The sequence below is a fragment of the Pseudomonas sp. LBUM1644 genome, assembly GCF_059716195.1.
On the sequence record NZ_CP166812.1, the window covers coordinates 912,643 to 929,637 of the forward strand.

Annotated in this window: 21 protein-coding genes and 1 pseudogene; 11 read left to right on the forward strand and 11 right to left on the reverse strand. The window is 59.4% G+C overall.

The features are described from left to right. Window positions 1-68: 68 nt before the first annotated feature. Entirely contained in the window at window positions 69-917 is an 849-nt protein-coding gene (locus ACA052_RS04100; protein ID WP_497648513.1) for a carbon-nitrogen hydrolase family protein, read from the forward strand. An 18-nt stretch (window positions 918-935) separates the two neighbouring features. Continuing rightward, on the forward strand, window positions 936-2,378 hold the full coding sequence (tldD, locus tag ACA052_RS04105; protein ID WP_008037402.1) for a metalloprotease TldD: 1,443 nt from the start codon (window positions 936-938) through the stop codon (window positions 2,376-2,378). Window positions 2,379-2,486: 108 nt separating this feature from the next. Here the strand turns inward: tldD and yjgA are convergent, their stop codons facing one another. Further along, window positions 2,487-3,011, reverse strand: coding sequence for a ribosome biogenesis factor YjgA (gene yjgA / locus ACA052_RS04110; RefSeq protein ID WP_033058015.1), 525 nt, complete (start codon window positions 3,009-3,011; stop codon window positions 2,487-2,489). 108 nt (window positions 3,012-3,119) lie between these two features. On the opposite strand from yjgA, the gene pmbA reads away from it, so the two are divergent. The 6 genes and pseudogenes from pmbA (at window position 3,120) to ACA052_RS04140 (ending at window position 7,461) form a co-directional block, all read left to right on the forward strand. After that, a complete protein-coding gene (gene pmbA, locus ACA052_RS04115; RefSeq protein WP_497648514.1) occupies window positions 3,120-4,466 on the forward strand; it encodes a metalloprotease PmbA in 1,347 nt (448 codons plus the stop codon). Between the two features lie 192 nt (window positions 4,467-4,658). Then, window positions 4,659-5,066: a FagA protein gene (locus ACA052_RS04120; RefSeq protein WP_497648515.1), complete on the forward strand. Its 408-nt coding sequence runs from the start codon at window positions 4,659-4,661 to the stop codon at window positions 5,064-5,066. An 85-nt stretch (window positions 5,067-5,151) separates the two neighbouring features. Beyond that, window positions 5,152-5,456: pseudogene (locus tag ACA052_RS04125) on the forward strand (lyase family protein); the annotation flags it as partial. Window positions 5,457-5,483: 27 nt separating this feature from the next. Then, a complete protein-coding gene (locus tag ACA052_RS04130) occupies window positions 5,484-5,924 on the forward strand; it encodes a DUF2753 family protein (protein ID WP_497648516.1) in 441 nt (146 codons plus the stop codon). Window position 5,925: 1 nt separating this feature from the next. Next, a complete protein-coding gene (locus ACA052_RS04135; RefSeq protein WP_497648517.1) occupies window positions 5,926-6,537 on the forward strand; it encodes a superoxide dismutase in 612 nt (203 codons plus the stop codon). Between the two features lie 30 nt (window positions 6,538-6,567). After that, window positions 6,568-7,461, forward strand: coding sequence for a ZIP family metal transporter (locus tag ACA052_RS04140; protein ID WP_497648518.1), 894 nt, complete (start codon window positions 6,568-6,570; stop codon window positions 7,459-7,461). Window positions 7,462-7,613: 152 nt separating this feature from the next. On the opposite strand, the gene ACA052_RS04145 is transcribed toward ACA052_RS04140, so the two are convergent. The 10 genes from ACA052_RS04145 to ACA052_RS04190 form a co-directional block, all read right to left on the reverse strand. Further along, window positions 7,614-7,889 carry an HPr family phosphocarrier protein gene (locus ACA052_RS04145; protein WP_497648519.1) on the reverse strand — a complete coding sequence of 92 codons (276 nt, stop codon included), beginning with the start codon at window positions 7,887-7,889 and terminating at the stop codon, window positions 7,614-7,616. A 15-nt stretch (window positions 7,890-7,904) separates the two neighbouring features. After that, window positions 7,905-8,762: an RNase adapter RapZ gene (rapZ, locus tag ACA052_RS04150; protein WP_497648520.1), complete on the reverse strand. Its 858-nt coding sequence runs from the start codon at window positions 8,760-8,762 to the stop codon at window positions 7,905-7,907. Between the two features lie 2 nt (window positions 8,763-8,764). Then, window positions 8,765-9,229 (reverse strand): PTS IIA-like nitrogen regulatory protein PtsN, encoded by a 465-nt coding sequence (ptsN, locus tag ACA052_RS04155; protein ID WP_497648521.1) that lies wholly within the window; start codon window positions 9,227-9,229, stop codon window positions 8,765-8,767. A 12-nt stretch (window positions 9,230-9,241) separates the two neighbouring features. Further along, a complete protein-coding gene (gene hpf / locus ACA052_RS04160) occupies window positions 9,242-9,550 on the reverse strand; it encodes a ribosome hibernation-promoting factor, HPF/YfiA family (protein ID WP_149657581.1) in 309 nt (102 codons plus the stop codon). A 74-nt stretch (window positions 9,551-9,624) separates the two neighbouring features. Then, complete coding sequence (locus ACA052_RS04165) at window positions 9,625-11,118, reverse strand: RNA polymerase factor sigma-54 (RefSeq protein WP_497648522.1); 1,494 nt, start codon at window positions 11,116-11,118, stop codon at window positions 9,625-9,627. 184 nt (window positions 11,119-11,302) lie between these two features. Continuing rightward, entirely contained in the window at window positions 11,303-12,028 is a 726-nt protein-coding gene (gene lptB, locus ACA052_RS04170; RefSeq protein WP_027924532.1) for an LPS export ABC transporter ATP-binding protein, read from the reverse strand. Continuing rightward, on the reverse strand, window positions 12,028-12,576 hold the full coding sequence (gene lptA, locus ACA052_RS04175) for a lipopolysaccharide transport periplasmic protein LptA (RefSeq protein ID WP_497648523.1): 549 nt from the start codon (window positions 12,574-12,576) through the stop codon (window positions 12,028-12,030). Before lptA ends, lptB begins: the two co-directional genes overlap by 1 nt. Next, entirely contained in the window at window positions 12,563-13,135 is a 573-nt protein-coding gene (lptC, locus tag ACA052_RS04180; protein ID WP_497648524.1) for an LPS export ABC transporter periplasmic protein LptC, read from the reverse strand. Before lptC ends, lptA begins: the two co-directional genes overlap by 14 nt. Window positions 13,136-13,142: 7 nt before the next feature. Next, window positions 13,143-13,667 carry a KdsC family phosphatase gene (locus ACA052_RS04185; RefSeq protein ID WP_497648525.1) on the reverse strand — a complete coding sequence of 175 codons (525 nt, stop codon included), beginning with the start codon at window positions 13,665-13,667 and terminating at the stop codon, window positions 13,143-13,145. Further along, a complete protein-coding gene (locus tag ACA052_RS04190) occupies window positions 13,667-14,641 on the reverse strand; it encodes a KpsF/GutQ family sugar-phosphate isomerase (RefSeq protein WP_497648526.1) in 975 nt (324 codons plus the stop codon). The genes ACA052_RS04185 and ACA052_RS04190 overlap by 1 nt, the downstream gene beginning before the upstream one ends. 277 nt (window positions 14,642-14,918) lie before the next feature. On the opposite strand from ACA052_RS04190, the gene ACA052_RS04195 reads away from it, so the two are divergent. From ACA052_RS04195 to mlaD, 3 genes are read left to right on the forward strand one after another with little or no spacing between them, the layout of a single operon-like run. After that, window positions 14,919-15,728, forward strand: a complete 810-nt coding sequence (locus ACA052_RS04195) for an ATP-binding cassette domain-containing protein (protein ID WP_497648527.1) — start codon at window positions 14,919-14,921, stop codon at window positions 15,726-15,728. Then, window positions 15,728-16,525 carry a lipid asymmetry maintenance ABC transporter permease subunit MlaE gene (gene mlaE / locus ACA052_RS04200; RefSeq protein WP_157710391.1) on the forward strand — a complete coding sequence of 266 codons (798 nt, stop codon included), beginning with the start codon at window positions 15,728-15,730 and terminating at the stop codon, window positions 16,523-16,525. The genes ACA052_RS04195 and mlaE overlap by 1 nt, the downstream gene beginning before the upstream one ends. Next, on the forward strand, window positions 16,525-16,992 hold the full coding sequence (gene mlaD / locus ACA052_RS04205) for an outer membrane lipid asymmetry maintenance protein MlaD (RefSeq protein ID WP_109627992.1): 468 nt from the start codon (window positions 16,525-16,527) through the stop codon (window positions 16,990-16,992). Before mlaE ends, mlaD begins: the two co-directional genes overlap by 1 nt. Window positions 16,993-16,995 lie beyond the last annotated feature (3 nt).

The following is a 16,995-nucleotide window of genomic DNA, read 5'->3' on the forward strand; positions in this document are numbered from 1 at the left end:
AAGATCAAAAGATCGCAGCCTGCGGCAGCTCCTACAGGTACGTGTTCATAGCAGCTCAGGAAAAGGCCATGTCTTTTGCGGTGATTCAAATGGTCAGCCAGAGCGATGTGCTGGCCAATCTGGCCCAGGCCCGGCGTCTGCTCGAGCAAGCGGCCGCCGCTGGTGCGAAGCTTGCCGTGCTGCCGGAAAACTTCGCCGCCATGGGCCGTCGCGACATCGCTGACATCGGCCGCGCGGAGGCGTTGGGCGAAGGTCCGATCCTGCCATGGTTGAAACAGACCGCCCGCGACCTCAAGTTATGGATAGTGGCCGGCACGTTGCCGTTGCCGCCGGTGGGCCAACCGACGGCCAAAGTGCATGCCTGCTCGTTGCTGGTCAACGATCAGGGCGAAACAGTGGCGCGCTACGACAAGCTGCATTTGTTCGACGTTGACGTGGCGGACAATCGCGGACGTTATCGCGAGTCGGATGACTATGCTTATGGAAGTGGCGTTGTGGTGGCCGATACGCCTGTCGGTCGAGTTGGCCTGACGGTGTGTTATGACCTTCGTTTCCCGGAGCTGTATAGCGAATTACGCGCCGCGGGGGCCGAATTGATTACCGCGCCGTCGGCTTTCACGGCGGTGACCGGCGCGGCGCATTGGGATGTGCTGATCCGCGCGCGGGCCATCGAGACTCAATGTTATGTGCTTGCGGCCGCCCAGGGTGGCACGCATCCGGGGCCGCGAGAAACCTATGGCCACGCTGCAATTGTCGACCCATGGGGCCGGGTGTTGGCGCAACAGGATCAAGGCGAAGCCGTGCTGCTGGCCGAACGCGATAGCAGCGAACAGGCGTCCATCAGGGCGCGGATGCCGGTGTCGAGTCACCGGCGCTTTTTCTCGCAGGGCGCCCAGCGACCTGCCTCAGAACGATGAATTTAAGGCGTAAAGCATATGAGCGAGTTGTTGTCCTCAGTCAGTGAACACCTCCTGGCGCCCGGCGGCGTAACGATCGAAAGCCTGCAAGGTGTGCTCGGCGATCTGGCCGGCCCGGGCATCGATGCCGCCGACTTGTATTTCCAGGGGCAGATTTCCGAGTCCTGGGCGTTGGAAGATGGCATCGTCAAGGAAGGCAGCTTTAACCTCGACCAGGGCGTTGGCGTGCGGGCGCAATCGGGTGAGAAAACCGGCTTCGCCTACAGCAATGCGATCACCCTCGAAGCCTTGGGTGCGGCGGCTCGCGCAGCGCGTTCCATCTCCCGCGCCGGGCAGAACGGTACCGTGCAGGCGTTCACCACCCAGGACGTCGCCCAGTTGTACGGGCCGGATAACCCGCTGGAGGTCATGACCCGTGCCGAGAAAGTCGAGCTGCTGAAACGCATCGACGTCGCGACTCGCGCCCTCGATCCGCGCATCCAGCAAGTGACCGTGAGCATGGCCGGCGTCTGGGAACGAATCCTCGTTGCGTCTACCGACGGCAGCCTGGCAGCGGATGTGCGGCCGCTGGTGCGCTTCAACGTCAGTGTGATCGTTGAACAGAACGGTCGCCGCGAACGCGGTGGTCATGGTGGTGGCGGTCGTACCGATTACCGGTATTTCCTCAGCGACGACCGCGCCATGGGCTATGCCCGTGAAGCGCTGCGTCAGGCGCTGGTCAACCTTGAAGCCATTCCTGCGCCGGCCGGTACGTTGCCGGTGGTGTTGGGTTCGGGCTGGTCCGGTGTGCTGTTGCACGAAGCGGTTGGCCATGGTCTGGAAGGCGATTTCAACCGCAAAGGCAGTTCAGCTTACAGCGGGCGCATGGGTGAAATGGTTGCGTCCAAGCTCTGCACCATCGTCGATGATGGCACCTTGGCCGGTCGTCGCGGATCGTTGAGTGTCGACGACGAAGGCACGCCGACCGAGTGCACCACGCTGATCGAAAACGGCGTACTCAAAGGCTACATGCAGGACAAGCTCAACGCGCGCCTGATGGGCGTGGCCCGTACCGGTAACGGTCGCCGCGAATCCTACGCGCACCTGCCGATGCCGCGCATGACCAACACTTACATGCTCGCCGGCGAAAGCGATCCGGCAGAAATCATCGCCTCGGTGAAACGCGGCATCTACTGTGCCAACCTCGGCGGCGGTCAGGTGGACATCACCAGCGGCAAGTTCGTGTTCTCCACCAGCGAGGCCTACCTGATCGAAGACGGCAAGATTACCGCCCCGGTCAAAGGCGCGACGTTGATCGGCAACGGCCCGGAAGCGATGAGCAAGGTGTCGATGGTCGGTAACGATCTGGCGCTGGACAGCGGCGTGGGCACGTGCGGCAAGGATGGGCAGTCGGTGCCGGTGGGCGTCGGCCAGCCAACGCTGAAAATTGATGCGATCACTGTGGGTGGCACAGGATCGTGAAGCTATCCCCTGTAGGAGCTGCCGCAGGCTGCGATCTGTTGACTTTGATCTTAAAAAAAGATCAAAAGATCGCAGCCTGCGGCAGCTCCTACAGGGGTTGGGCGTTACTCAGCGCAGACCGCGTTGAGTCTCGTCCAGCTCACGGATGTACTTGAAGATTTTACGGCTCGATGCCGGCGGCTTGTTGGTCGCCAGTTCGTGTTGGGCCTGACGGATCAGGGAGCGCAATTGCTGACGATCGGCCTCCGGGTAGTCGACAACGAACTTCTCCAGGACGGCATCGTCGCCTGCGATCAAGCGATCGCGCCAGCGTTCCAGGCCGTGGAAACGTTCGTTGTACTGCCGAGTGGAGGCATCGAGTTGATCGAGCAACGTCAGGATGGCGTCAGTGTCCTGATCGCGCATCAGTTTGCCGATGAACATGAGGTGCCGTTTACGCGCGATATTCGCGGTGTGCTTGGGCGCATCGGCCAGGGCCCGGCGCATGGCGTCGGTCAACGGCAGTTTTGCCAGCAAGTCAGGCTTGAGCGTTGTAAGGCGCTCGCCGAGGTCAACCAGAGCATGCAGCTCGCGTTTAACCTGGGATTTGCTTTTTTCTCCCGTATCGAGGGAGTCGTCGTAAGAATCAACCATGGTGGCCGTCCGCAAAGAAACGCCGCCATGATAACCAGTCGGGGGCCGCTTGTCCGGCCCGGTCGCTCGATGACCTTTACCGAAAGCAGAATTTGAGTGGAGAACAGCATGAGTGCAGTTGAAAGCGTCGGCCCACAAGCGTTGCCGGCACTGCAAGAACAAGTCGAGCAGATCATCGCTGAAGCCAAGCGCCAAGGGGCCAGTGCCTGTGAAGTGGCGGTGTCCCTGGAGCAGGGCCTGTCGACCTCGGTGCGTCAGCGTGAAGTTGAAACCGTCGAATTCAACCGCGATCAGGGCTTCGGCATCACCTTGTACGTCGGTCAGCGCAAAGGTTCGGCCAGCACCTCGGCCAGTGGCCCGGAAGCGATTCGCGAGACCGTCGCCGCCGCGCTGGCCATCGCCAAGCATACGTCTGAAGACGAAGCCTCAGGCCTGGCGGATGCCGCGCTGATGGCCAGGGACCTGAAGGATTTCGACCTGTTCCACCAATGGGACATCACCCCGGAACAAGCCATCGAGATGGCGCTGACCTGTGAAGCGGCGGCGTTTGCTACCGACAATCGGATCAAAAACGCCGACGGCACGACCCTCAGTACACACCAGGGTTGCCGCGTCTACGGCAACAGCCACGGCTTTATTGGCGGTTACGCGTCGACTCGTCACAGCCTCAGCTGCGTGATGATTGCCGAAGCAGACGGCCAGATGCAGCGTGATTACTGGTATGACGTGAACCGTCAGGGCACCTTGTTGGCCGACCCGGTGAGCATCGGCCAGCGTGCCGCGCAACGGGCGGCGAGCCGTCTGGGCGCGCGTCCGGTGCCGACCTGTGAAGTGCCTGTGCTGTTTTCGGCGGAATTGGCCGGTGGTTTGTTCGGTAGTTTCCTCTCGGCGATTTCCGGTGGCAGTCTGTATCGCAAATCGTCGTTCCTTGAAGGCACGCTGGGTCAGAAGCTGTTCCCGGAATGGCTGACCATTGATGAGCGTCCGCACCTGATGCGTGCCATGGGCAGTTCGGCGTTCGATGGCGATGGCCTGGCCACCTACGCCAAGCCATTCGTCGAAAAAGGCGAATTGGTGTCCTACATCCTCGGCACGTACTCCGGCCGCAAGCTGGGCATGCCGAGCACTGCCAACGCCGGCGGTGTGCACAACCTGTTCGTCACCCATGGCGATGAAGACCAGGCTGCCTTGCTACGACGCATGGGGCGCGGGTTGCTGGTGACCGAATTGATGGGCCAAGGCTTGAACATGGTCACCGGGGATTACTCCCGTGGCGCGGCGGGTTACTGGGTCGAGAACGGCGAAATCCAGTTCGCGGTGCAGGAAGTGACCATCGCCGGCAACATGCGCGACATGTTCAAGCAGATCGTTGCCGTTGGTAATGACCTGGAGCTGCGCAGCAACATTCGCACGGGTTCGGTGCTGATCGAGCGGATGACCGTGGCGGGTAGCTAAACCTCACCGTTACACAAAAAGGCGCGCCACCCACTGGGTGGCGCGCCTTTTTTTTAAATCAAAAGATCGCAGCCTGCGGCAGCTCCTACACACATTCCACTGTAGGAGCTGCCGAAGGCTGCGATCTTTTGATCTTGTGTTGTTTCTCATTATCATTTAATAATAAATCTCATTACCGAATGAGCCCGGATCATGAGTTCTGCCTTGCACGAGCAGCCTTACCTCGAAAGCTGGCGCTGGATGAGTCGCCAGATTCGTTGCGCGATGGACCCCGACGAGCCTCGCCTGATCGAACATTACCTGGCTGAAGGCCGGTATCTGGCGTGTTGCACGGCCACCTCGCCCTGGACCATCGCCGAAAATTCCTTTCGTTTACTGCTCGATACCGCCGCCGACGTCGGGCTGCCGTGGCACTGGCGGACCTTCTGTCTCGACCAGTCCTGGCGGCTGTTACGCGATCTGGAACGCCTCTCTCTGTGTAAGTGCCGCCTCAAGCGCTGGCAAAGCTATACGTGGCAATTGTCAACCTGCGAGTTGCGGCCCTCGATTTCTCTCATAGAACTGGTGCAAGGATTTTCCGATGACCAAGACACGTATTGAGCGCGACAGCATGGGCGAGCTGCAAGTCCCCGTGGACGCGCTCTATGGCGCACAGACCCAGCGCGCGGTGGACAATTTCCCGATACTCGAAGCGTTGCAGCCGGGTTCTTCGATCATGCCGGGCAAGGTCACCCGGTGATCCCGGAAGCCACCTCCATGGTCGCCGCCCAAGTGATCGGTAATGACTCAGTGGAAGCGCTGTCGCGTAATCCAATCCTGGTGACCGCACTCAACCCGATCATTGGTTACCAAAAAGCCGCGGAGATTGCCAAGAAGGCCTATCAACAGGGCCGGCCGGTGATTGATGTGGCCCTGGAGCACACCGACCTGACACGTAGCCAACTGGAGGAGTTGCTCAATCCAGAAAAGCTGACAGCAGGCGGCGTGTAACCACCACCACCGCTTTGGAGGCTCACCATGGAGCATTGGAAACGCACGATCGAAAGGGCAAACCGTTGTTTCATGCTGGGCGAACTGATCGACGCCCGCGAGGCTTACTTGCAGGCGTTGGCCCTGGCCCAGGTGCTGTTCGAGCGCTGGGCGGATGCCGACGAAGCGGTGGCGGCCTGCGTGATTTCCCACCACAACCTGGCGGACCTGCATTTGCGTCTGAACCAGCCGGAAGAGAGCGCGGAATACTTGTGCGCGATCCATCAACGGTTGCTGCAGACCCTGCAAGACCCACGACTGGCGCCGGCACTGCGCGAAGCAGCGCTGCGCCAGAGCAGCAAAACCTACGTCGAGTTACTGAATTTCATCAGCGAACACGGCGAATACCCGCGTACTCATCGGTTGCTGCACATCGATGCTGCCTCGCCGTCGCAAAAGACTGCGCCCCACCATCATGGAGTCCATTGAAATGGCTTTTACCTTGCCTGCCTTGCCGTACGCCTACGACGCCCTGGAACCGCACATCGATGCACAGACCATGGAAATTCACTACACCAAGCATCACCAGACCTACATCAATAACCTCAACGCGGCCGTCGAAGGGACCGAGTTCGCCGAGTGGCCGGTGGAAAAACTGGTGGCTGGCGTGCAACAACTGCCAGAGCAGCTACGCGCTGCGGTGATCAATCAGGGCGGCGGTCATGCCAACCATTCGCTGTTCTGGGAGGTGATGGCGCCCCACGGCGGAGGCAAGCCTGAAGGTGAACTGGCCAAGGCAATCGATGAGCAACTGGGAGGGCTCGACAGCTTCAAGCAGGCTTTCACTAAGGCCGCGTTGACCCGCTTCGGCAGCGGCTGGGCCTGGTTGAGCGTGACGCCGCAAAAGACATTGGTCGTTGAAAGCAGTGGCAATCAGGACAGCCCGTTGATGAACGGCAATACGCCCATCCTCGGCCTGGATGTCTGGGAGCACGCGTATTACCTGCAGTATCAGAATCGTCGCCCTGAATACATCAACGCTTTCTACAACGTCATCCATTGGCCCGAAGTCGCTGCGCGCTATCAGGCTGCACGGGTTTAAGTCGTTTATAAAAATAATCCAAGGCTGAATATGGGCACTGAAACACTGGCGATTGGAAGCGGGCGAATGTTTCGTTACGCGTTTGGTTCGCTGTTATTGCTGGCAGGGATGAGCTTACTGGTCGCACACGGACTCGCCTGGCTGGACCTTGAGCCGAAACTGCTGCGCGCACTGCAGGGCGGGGCGATCTGCGCCTTGGGCACTGCCTTGGGCGCGGTGCCGGTGTTGGTGATCCGCCGGATGCCCCAGACGGTCAGCGACACGCTGCTCGGCTTCGGGGCCGGAGTGATGCTCGCGGCGACGGCGTTTTCGCTGGTCGTTCCGGGAATTTCCGCTGCTGAAAGCTTGGGGCTGACGCCGTGGGCGGCCAGCGGTCTGATCAGCTTCGGCATCATGCTGGGTGCGTTCGGGTTGTTTCTTGTGGACCGAAAGGTGTCTGGCGCTTCGCCGGAAATGCTCGTTGGCACGCCGGAGCGGCCGGTAATTCCACCGCGGATCTGGTTGTTTGTATTCGCCATCATCGCCCACAACATCCCTGAAGGTATGGCGGTGGGTGTCTCGGCCGGGGGAGGCATGCCCGACGCCGATAGCCTGGCGATGGGCATCGCGTTGCAGGACGTGCCTGAAGGTCTGGTGATTGCGCTGGTATTGGCCGGGGCAGGGATGTCGCGGGTCAAAGCGTTCCTGATCGGCGCCGCGTCAGGTTTGGTCGAGCCGGTTTTTGCGCTGCTGTGTGCGTGGCTGGTGAGCCTGGCTGAGTTGTTGTTGCCATTGGGCTTGGCACTGGCGGCCGGGGCAATGCTGTTGGTGGTGACCCACGAGGTCATTCCCGAGTCGCGCCGCAAGGGTCACGACAAACTGGCCAGCCTTGGGTTGCTGATCGGGTTTTGCCTGATGATGGTGATGGATACTGCGCTTGCTTAACACGAACTATGTAGCAGCTGGCGAAGCCTGCGTTCGGCTGCGCAGCAGTCGTAAATCCGGTATACCCGGTTTGCCGAAAGACCGCGCTGACTGATTTTACGACTGCTGCGCAGCCGAACGCAGGCTTCGCCAGCTGCTACAGGGCTGCGGTGTTATTCGCCTTCGTCGAAGAAGTTGTTGATCAGCGCCACCAGCGCATCCAGCGCTTCCTGTTCCTGCTCGCCTTCCGTGCTTAGATGAATCCTGGTGCCCTTGCCGGCGGCCAACATCATCATCGCCATGATGCTTTTACCGTCTACCGTGGATTCTGGCGTGCGTCCTACCCTGATCGTGCAGTCCTTGAACTGGCCGGCGACTCCGACAAATTTTGCGGAAGCACGGGCATGCAGACCCAGCTTGTTGATGATTTCAATTTCCAGAGCAGGCATCGCGATGTAAATCCTTTAGCTGAGGTCGCGGTGGCGGACCTGGACGTTCTTCAGGGTTTTTTGCAGGGTCTGACCCAGGCGTTCGGTCAGGTAGACGGAGCGGTGATGTCCGCCGGTACAGCCAATGGCAATGGTGACATACGCGCGGTTGCTGGCGGCAAAGCGTGGCAGCCACTTGAGCAGGTATGTGGAAATGTCCTGGAACATCTCTTCGACGTCCGGCTGTGCTGCCAGGTACTCGGCAACCGGTTGATCAAGCCCGGACTGTTCGCGCAATTCCGGCTTCCAGTAAGGGTTCGGCAGGCAGCGCACGTCAAACACCAGGTCGGCGTCCACCGGCATGCCACGCTTGAAACCGAAAGACTCCACCAGGAACGCAGTGCCGGGTTCCGGCTGGTTCAGCAGCCGCAGCTTGATGGTATCGCGCAGCTGATACAGGTTCAGGTTGGTGGTGTTTACTTTCAGATCGGCAAGGTCGGCAATCGGACCGAGCAGGCTGGTTTCGTCATTGATCGCTTCGGCCAGCGAGCGATTGGGGCTGCTCAGCGGGTGACGACGCCGGGTTTCCGAAAATCGTTTGAGCAAGGTTTCTTCGTCGGCATCCAGGTACAGGACATCGCACTGGATATGCCGGCTGCGGACTTCTTCCAGCAGCTCGGGAAACCGTGACAGGTGGCTTGGCAGGTTGCGCGCATCGATGGACACGGCAACCAGGGGTTGTGCCAGTTCGGTGTGAATCAGCGAGCGCTCGGCCAACTCTGGCAGCAGGCCGGCCGGCAGATTGTCGATGCAGTAATAGCCGCTGTCCTCGAGAACATCGAGTGCGGTGCTTTTACCTGAGCCGGAACGGCCACTGACAATGATCAAGCGCATGATTAGTGACCGTTCTGCTCGTCCAGGACAACCTGATACAAGGCTTCATTGCTCGGGGCACTGCGCAACTTTTTGCGCACATCCATGCGGTCGAGCATGCTGGCGATCTGGCGCAGTAGCTCCAGGTGCGCATCGGTAGCGGCTTCCGGGACCAGCAGCACGAATAGCAGGTCAACCGGGGCGCCATCAATGGCGTCGAAATCAATAGGGGCATCGAGGTGCATCAAGGCACTGATGGGTGCCGTGCAACCTTTGAGGCGGCAGTGGGGGATGGCGATGCCATTGCCAAAACCGGTGGAACCGAGTTTTTCGCGGGCGACCAGACTCTCGAAGACATCCTGCATCGCCAGATCCGGCACTTCGCGGTGGATAAGGTTGGCAATTTGCTCAAGGGCTTTCTTTTTACTGCCGCCCGGCACGTTCACGAGGGAACGGCCGGGGGTCAGGATGCTTTCAAGTCGGATCATGGGTTGGGAGTGTTAACGACCGGTCGCGCCCTGGAGGAGGCTCTGGGTCTTTTCCTTATGCTTTTTGAGTTGTTTATCCAGCTTGTCGGTCAATGCGTCGATCGCCGCGTACATATCGGTATGTTCCGCGTTAGCGACCACTTCATTGCCGGGAATATGCAGGGTGGCTTCGATTTTCTGCTTCAGTTTTTCGACCGTCATCGTGACTTGCACATTGGTGATCTTGTCGAAATGCCGCTCCAGTCGTTCAAGTTTTTCGCCGATGTAGGCGCGCAGGGGTTCGGTCACTTCCAGTTGGTGTCCACTGATGTTGACTTGCATACAGCTTCTCCTTCGTTGCCAGTGCATAAAGCGGCAGATCAGATGATCTACCACTGGAACGCTGTGGCGTGGCCCTACATCAACCGCTTACGTTCGCTCGAAGGCGCGATCCCGAGGGATTCGCGGTACTTGGCGACGGTGCGGCGAGCCACCTGAATGCCTTGTGCCTCCAGTAAACCAGCGATCTTGCTGTCACTCAACGGCTTTTTCTGATTTTCCGCGGCAACCAGTTTTTTGATGATCGCGCGGATCGCCGTGGACGAGCATTCACCGCCTTCGGAGGTGCTCACATGGCTGGAGAAAAAGTATTTCAGTTCATAAATACCCCGGGGGGTGTGCATGAACTTTTGCGTGGTCACCCGGGAAATCGTCGATTCGTGCATGCCCACCGCTTCAGCGATGTCGTGCAGGACCAGCGGTTTCATGGCTTCGTCGCCGTACTCCAGGAAGCCTCGCTGATGCTCGACGATCTGGGTGGCCACTTTCATCAGGGTTTCGTTGCGGCTCTGCAGGCTCTTGATGAACCAGCGGGCCTCTTGCAGCTGATTGCGCATGAAGGTGTTGTCGGCGCTGGTGTCCGCGCGGCGCACGAAGCCGGCGTATTGGGCGTTGACCCGCAGCCGTGGCACCGATTCCTGGTTCAGTTCTACCAGCCAGCGCTCGTTGTCCTTGCGCACGATCACGTCGGGAACGACGTATTCGGCTTCACTGGACTCGATCTGGGAGCCTGGGCGCGGGTTGAGGCTCTGAACCAGTTCGATCACCTGGCGCAGTTCATCTTCTTTGAGCTTCATGCGGCGCATGAGCTGGCTGTAGTCGCGGCTGCCGAGCAGGTCGATGTAATCGCTGACCAGGCGCTTGGCTTCGGCCAGCCAAGGCGTCTTGGCGGGCAACTGGCGCAATTGCAGCAGCAGGCATTCACCCAGGTTGCGCGCGCCGATGCCGGCGGGTTCGAATTGCTGGATGCGGTGCAGGACGGCTTCGATTTCGTCCAGTTCGATGTCCAGTTCCGGGTCGAAGGCTTCGAGGATTTCCTCGAGTGTTTCGTCCAGGTAGCCCTGATTGTTGATGCAATCGATCAGGGTCACGGCGATCAGGCGATCGGTGTCGGACATCGGCGCCAGGTTCAGTTGCCACAACAGATGGCTTTGCAGGCTTTCACCGGCGGATGTGCGGGTGGTGAAATCCCACTCGTCGTCATCGTTGCTCGGCAGGCTGCTGGCGCTGGTCTGGTAGACGTCTTCCCACGCGGTGTCGACGGGCAGTTCGTTGGGAATGCGCTCGTTCCAGTCGCCTTCCTCGAGGTTGTCCACCGTCGGGGCGGTTTCCTGGTAAGAGGGTTCCGAAACATCGGCATTGGGTGGCTGTTCGGCTTTGTCAGCCAAGGGGTCGGCGTTATCGAAGTCGTCGCCTTCTTCCTGGCGTTCGAGCATCGGATTGGACTCCAGGGCCTCCTGGATTTCCTGTTGCAGGTCCAGGGTCGACAATTGGAGCAGGCGGATGGCCTGTTGCAGCTGCGGTGTCATCGTCAGCTGCTGGCCCATTCTCAAGACTAGCGATGGTTTCATGGCAGGGGCTTAACACCTTATTCGCCGGCGCACATGCGCCATCCACTACAGGGCGCCGGAGCGCCAAACATAAGCAAATTATATGCCCGAAACTGCAGCGTTTGCCTAGAGCGTTGTAACAATAAAAAACTATTGATTTTTTATCGAGACAAGCGCCCGGACAATCAGCCAGACACCTCAGCGCTTACAGACGGAACTCATGGCCCAGGTACACTTCCTTGACCAGGTCGTTGGCCAGAATGGTGGCGGAGTCACCTTCGGCGATCAGCTGGCCATCGTTGACGATGTAGGCGGTTTCGCAGATGTCCAGGGTTTCACGGACATTGTGGTCAGTGATGAGCACGCCAATGCCCTTGGCCTTGAGGTGATAAATGATCTGCTTGATATCGCCCACCGAAATCGGGTCCACGCCGGCGAACGGTTCGTCGAGGAGGATGAATTTCGGGTTGGTGGCCAGTGCCCGGGCGATTTCCACACGGCGGCGTTCACCACCGGACAGGCTCATGCCCAGGTTGTCGCGGATGTGGCTGATGTGGAACTCCTGCAGCAGGCTTTCCAGTTCCTTGCGACGACCAGCCTTGTCGAGTTCCTTGCGGGTCTCGAGGATGGCCATGATGTTGTCGGCCACCGAGAGTTTGCGGAAGATCGACGCTTCTTGCGGAAGATAGCCGATACCGGCCTTTGCGCGGCCGTGCATGGGCTGGTGGCTGACGTCCAGGTCGTCGATCAGGACGCGGCCCTGATCGGCCTGAACCAAGCCGACGATCATGTAGAAGCACGTGGTCTTGCCGGCACCGTTGGGGCCAAGCAGGCCGACGATCTGACCGCTGTCGATGGACAGGCTGACGTCACGCACGACCTGGCGGCTCTTGTAGCTCTTGGCCAGATGCTGAGCTTTCAGAGTTGCCATTACTGGGCCTTTTTCTCGTCGGTTTTCGGCTTGGGCTGGATCACCATGTCGATGCGCGGACGCGACTCGGTGACCTTGCTGCCCGTGGCGCGACCGGCGCTGGCAAGCTTCTTCACCGTGTCGTAGACGATTTTCTCGCCTTGGGTGGTGTTGTTGTCCTTGTCGATCACTTTGGCGCGATCGATCAGCACGATGCGGTTTTGCGCTGCGTGGTACTGGATGGTTACGCCCCAGCCTTGAACAGGCTTGGTGTCGCCAGCGGTCTGCAATTGCTCGAAGTAGGCGAGGTTGCCCACCGAAGTCACCACGTCGATGTCGCCGGCCGGGGTGCGGGTGATGGTCACGGTATTGCCGGTGACCTTCATTGAGCCCTGGGTAATGATCACATCGCCTTTGTAGGTGGCAATGCCGTTTTTGTCGTCCAGTTGGGCATCGTCGGCTTGAATGCGGATAGGCTGCTCTTGATCGTTCGGCAGAGCCCAGGCGCTCACGCTTCCCAGTGCTGCGCCCAGACTGAGCAAAATAGGGAGAGTTTTAACGAGCCTCATACTGTCCTCTTACGTTCGATAGCAGGTGTATCCTGCTTTCTTTCAAATACGCTTTCATTCCCTTGCCAGTCGACACACCACCAGCGCCGTCGATTCTAACGGGTTGCTCGGTCTGCGCATATTGCTGCTGCGGGAACACTGTCATACGGGTGGAGGTAATCAGGGTCTTGCGGTTTTTCTCGTCGAAACGAGTGATGCGTACCGAGTCGATCAGTTCTACCTCGGTGCCCCCCGAATTGACCTCGCCGCGTTCGCTCTGCACATGCCACGGGAATTCGGTGCCGCGAAACATGTTCAGGTCGGGATTGGTCAGCAGCGTCACGTCGGTGGCTTTCAGGTGCTCGACCTTGTCGGATGTCATTTCGTACTGCAACTTGCCGTCCGGCAGGAACTGCACGCTGTGGGCGTTGGTGGCGTAATAGTCGATAGCGCTTTCATCGACCTTGACCACGGTCTTGTCGAGGAAGCGTTCCGGGCTGATGTTCCAGTAGCCGACCGCCGCAAAAATCGCCGCGATGCAACCGAACACCAGGATGTTGCGAAACTTTTTGCTCAGCATAGTTGGCTCACAGGTACGCGGCGTTGGCCGCATCGAGACGGCCCTGGGCGCGCAGGATCAATTCGCAGAACTCGCGAGCGGCACCTTCGCCACCACGGGCCTGGGTGATGCCATGGGCGTGTTCGCGTACGAAACTGGCAGCATTGGCCACCGCCATGCCCAAGCCTACGCGGCGAATGACCGGCAGGTCCGGCAGGTCGTCGCCGAGGTAGGCGACCTGTTCATAGCTTAGGTTGAGTTGGGCGAGAAGCTCGTCGAGCACCACCAGTTTGTCTTCTCGACCCTGGTACAGGTGTGGAATGCCGAGGTTCTTCGCCCGTCGCTCGACCACCGGAGTCTTGCGGCCGCTGATGATAGCCGTCTGCACGCCCGCTGCCATCAACATCTTGATGCCTTGGCCGTCGAGGGTGTTGAACGTCTTGAATTCACTGCCGTCTTCGAGGAAGTACAGGCGTCCATCGGTCAGGACACCGTCAACGTCGAACACCGCCAGCTTGATCTGTTTTCCGCGTTCCAGAAGGTCCGTGCTCATTACATTACTCCCGCACGCAGCAAGTCGTGCATGTTCAAGGCGCCGACCGGACGGTCGTCGCTGTCGACCACCACCAGTGCGCTGATTTTGTTGTCTTCCATGATCTTCAAGGCTTCAGCGGCGAGCATCTCGGCGCGGGCGGTCTTGCCGTGGGCGGTCATCACTTCGTCGATGGTCGCCTGGTGAATGTTAATGGTGCGATCCAGCGAGCGACGCAAGTCACCGTCCGTGAAGATCCCGGCCAGCTTGCCGTCCGCTTCCAGAATGACCGTCATGCCCAGGCCCTTGCGGGTCATTTCCATCAAGGCATCCTTGAGCAGCGTACCGCGCTGGACTTTCGGCAGTTCTTCGCCGGCGTGCATGACGTTTTCCACTTTCAGCAGTAAACGTCGACCGAGTGCACCACCCGGGTGGGAAAACGCGAAATCTTCAGCGGTAAAGCCGCGGGCTTCCAGCAACGCGACGGCCAGGGCGTCGCCCATGACCAGGGCTGCGGTGGTCGACGACGTCGGCGCGAGGTTCAGTGGGCACGCTTCGTGCTCGACGTGAACGTTCAAATTGACCTCGGCAGCCTTGGCCAGCGCAGACTCGGGATTGCCGGTCATGCTGATCAACTGGATGCCCAGGCGCTTGATCAGCGGCAGAAGCGTGATGATTTCATTGGTGGAGCCGGAGTTCGACAACGCGAGGATGACGTCGTCGCGGGTGATCATGCCCATGTCGCCGTGGCTGGCTTCGGCCGGATGTACGAAGAACGCCGTGGTGCCGGTGCTGGCCAGGGTGGCGGCGATCTTGTTGCCGATGTGCCCTGATTTGCCCATGCCGACCACGACCACGCGGCCTTTGCTGGCCAGAATCATCTCGCAAGCGCGTACGAAATCTGCGTCGATATGCGGTAGCAAGCCTTGTACGGCTTCCAATTCGAGGCGGATGGTGCGTTGGGCGGATTGAATCAGGTCGCTGGATTGGCTCATGTCAGAAATCGTATAGCCTGATGAAAAGGCGGCGATTATAGCGGTAATGATGGAAACCCTCACGCAAGTTCGTCGCGCATTATCATTCCCGGTGACGGGAAACCCTCTAAATGAAGCTTTTTGCGTGTCATGTTGCTGAATATGCCCCGGCTTGGGCCTTTGGCGCTTGGCCTGTGCAGTGATATAGTTCGCCGCCAGTTCGGCCCGCCCGGGGGGTATGTGCTTTCGTGAGGAAGACAGGCGTCCGAGTGAGAGGCTTGCATCGCAAGGAGTTTAGATGAGTGCCGATAACGCCTACGCGGTCGAGCTGAAGGGACTGTCCTTCAAGCGCGGTGCGCGCAGCATATTCAATAACGTGGATATCCGTATTCCGCGCGGAAAGGTCACCGGCATCATGGGGCCTTCCGGGTGTGGCAAGACCACACTGTTGCGCTTGATGGGCGCACAATTGCGGCCGACCAAGGGTGAAGTCTGGGTCAACGGTCAGAACCTGCCGAAATTGTCGCGCAGCGATCTGTTCGATGCACGCAAGCACATGGGCGTGTTGTTTCAGAGCGGCGCACTGTTTACCGATCTCGATGTATTCGAGAACGTCGCCTTTCCCCTGCGCGTTCATACCGAGCTACCCGAAGAAATGATTCGGGACATCGTCCTGCTCAAATTGCAGGCCGTGGGCTTGCGCGGCGCCATCGATCTGATGCCTGACGAACTGTCCGGCGGCATGAAGCGTCGAGTCGCGCTGGCCCGGGCGATTGCCCTCGATCCGCAGATCCTCATGTATGACGAGCCCTTTGTGGGCCAGGACCCGATCGCCATGGGCGTATTGGTGCGCCTGATCCGCCTGCTTAACGACGCGCTGGGGATCACCAGCATTGTGGTCTCCCACGACCTGGCCGAGACGGCGAGCATCGCCGATTACATCTATGTCGTGGGCGACGGGCAAGTGTTGGGGCAGGGCACGCCTGACGAGCTGATGAACTCGGACGAGCCGCGTATCCGTCAATTCATGACAGGCGATCCGGACGGTCCGGTCGCCTATCACTTTCCAGCGACGGATTACCGCGCAGATCTTCTGGGGAAGCGCTGATGCGCAAGATTTCACTAATAGAACGAGTGCGCCGGTTCGGCCATGCCGGCATCGATGTGCTGGCGGTGTTCGGGCGTTCGGCGATTTTCCTGTTTCATGCCTTGTTCGGCCGTGGCGGCATCGGCGGTGGGTTTGGCTTGCTGGTCAAGCAGCTGCATTCGGTCGGCGTGATGTCCCTGGTGATCATCGTGGTCTCCGGGGTGTTCATCGGTATGGTGCTGGCGCTGCAAGGGTTCAACATCCTTTCCAGCTACGGCTCCGAGCAGGCGGTCGGGCAGATGGTTGCGCTGACCTTGCTGCGAGAGTTGGGCCCCGTGGTCACGGCGTTGTTGTTCGCCGGGCGCGCCGGTTCTGCGCTGACAGCAGAAATCGGCAACATGAAGTCCACCGAGCAGTTGTCCAGTCTGGAAATGATTGGCGTCGATCCGCTCAAGTACATCATTGCCCCACGCCTGTGGGCCGGTTTCATTTCCCTGCCGGTGCTGGCGATGATTTTCAGCGTGGTGGGGATCTGGGGCGGCTCCTGGGTGGCCGTCGACTGGCTGGGTGTCTATGAAGGGTCGTACTGGTCGAACATGCAAAACAGCGTGACGTTCACTGACGATGTGCTCAACGGCATCATCAAAAGCATCGTTTTCGCCTTTGTCGTGACCTGGATTGCTGTATTCCAAGGCTATGACTGCGAGCCCACTTCCGAGGGGATCAGTCGTGCCACTACCAAGACCGTTGTGTATGCCTCGTTGGCAGTACTCGGCCTGGACTTTATTCTGACCGCCTTGATGTTTGGAGATTTCTGATGCAAAACCGCACCCTGGAAATCGGTGTCGGCCTTTTCTTGCTGGCTGGCATCCTGGCTTTGCTGTTGCTGGCGTTGCGGGTAAGTGGCCTGTCGCCGAGCGCTACCACCGACACCTATAAACTTTATGCCTATTTCGACAATATCGCCGGTTTGACGGTCAGAGCCAAGGTGACCATGGCCGGTGTGACCATCGGCAAGGTCACGGCGATTGATCTGGATCGCGACAGTTTCACCGGTCGAGTGACCATGCAGTTGGAAAAACGGGTAGATAACCTGCCGGCGGACTCCACTGCATCTATCCTGACTGCTGGCCTGTTGGGCGAAAAGTACATCGGTATCAGCGTGGGCGGGGAAGAAGCCTTGCTCAAGGATGGTGGGACCATCCACGACACCCAGTCGTCACTGGTGCTTGAAGACCTGATCGGTAAATTTCTGCTCAATACCGTTAGCAAAGACGCCAAATGAGGA

Bases quoted from the DNA above. Each gene is read 5' to 3' on its own strand.
- ptsN (WP_497648521.1), bottom strand. From the start codon at position 9,229: ATGATCCGACTTGAAAGCATCCTGACCCCCGGCCGTTCCCTCGTGAAC.
- yjgA (WP_033058015.1), bottom strand. From the start codon at position 3,011: ATGGTTGATTCTTACGACGACTCCCTCGATACGGGAGAAAAAAGCAAA.
- lptB (WP_027924532.1), bottom strand. From the start codon at position 12,028: ATGGCAACTCTGAAAGCTCAGCATCTGGCCAAGAGCTACAAGAGCCGC.
- tldD (WP_008037402.1), top strand. From the start codon at position 936: ATGAGCGAGTTGTTGTCCTCAGTCAGTGAACACCTCCTGGCGCCCGGC.
- ACA052_RS04145 (WP_497648519.1), bottom strand. From the start codon at position 7,889: ATGCCTGCTCTGGAAATTGAAATCATCAACAAGCTGGGTCTGCATGCC.
- ACA052_RS04190 (WP_497648526.1), bottom strand. From the start codon at position 14,641: ATGAGCCAATCCAGCGACCTGATTCAATCCGCCCAACGCACCATCCGC.
- mlaE (WP_157710391.1), top strand. From the start codon at position 15,728: ATGCGCAAGATTTCACTAATAGAACGAGTGCGCCGGTTCGGCCATGCC.
- ACA052_RS04165 (WP_497648522.1), bottom strand. From the start codon at position 11,118: ATGAAACCATCGCTAGTCTTGAGAATGGGCCAGCAGCTGACGATGACA.
- hpf (WP_149657581.1), bottom strand. From the start codon at position 9,550: ATGCAAGTCAACATCAGTGGACACCAACTGGAAGTGACCGAACCCCTG.
- ACA052_RS04130 (WP_497648516.1), top strand. From the start codon at position 5,484: ATGGAGCATTGGAAACGCACGATCGAAAGGGCAAACCGTTGTTTCATG.
- pmbA (WP_497648514.1), top strand. From the start codon at position 3,120: ATGAGTGCAGTTGAAAGCGTCGGCCCACAAGCGTTGCCGGCACTGCAA.
- rapZ (WP_497648520.1), bottom strand. From the start codon at position 8,762: ATGCGCTTGATCATTGTCAGTGGCCGTTCCGGCTCAGGTAAAAGCACC.
- ACA052_RS04135 (WP_497648517.1), top strand. From the start codon at position 5,926: ATGGCTTTTACCTTGCCTGCCTTGCCGTACGCCTACGACGCCCTGGAA.
- ACA052_RS04140 (WP_497648518.1), top strand. From the start codon at position 6,568: ATGGGCACTGAAACACTGGCGATTGGAAGCGGGCGAATGTTTCGTTAC.
- ACA052_RS04185 (WP_497648525.1), bottom strand. From the start codon at position 13,667: ATGAGCACGGACCTTCTGGAACGCGGAAAACAGATCAAGCTGGCGGTG.
- lptC (WP_497648524.1), bottom strand. From the start codon at position 13,135: ATGCTGAGCAAAAAGTTTCGCAACATCCTGGTGTTCGGTTGCATCGCG.
- ACA052_RS04100 (WP_497648513.1), top strand. From the start codon at position 69: ATGTCTTTTGCGGTGATTCAAATGGTCAGCCAGAGCGATGTGCTGGCC.
- lptA (WP_497648523.1), bottom strand. From the start codon at position 12,576: ATGAGGCTCGTTAAAACTCTCCCTATTTTGCTCAGTCTGGGCGCAGCA.
- ACA052_RS04120 (WP_497648515.1), top strand. From the start codon at position 4,659: ATGAGTTCTGCCTTGCACGAGCAGCCTTACCTCGAAAGCTGGCGCTGG.
- ACA052_RS04195 (WP_497648527.1), top strand. From the start codon at position 14,919: ATGAGTGCCGATAACGCCTACGCGGTCGAGCTGAAGGGACTGTCCTTC.
- mlaD (WP_109627992.1), top strand. From the start codon at position 16,525: ATGCAAAACCGCACCCTGGAAATCGGTGTCGGCCTTTTCTTGCTGGCT.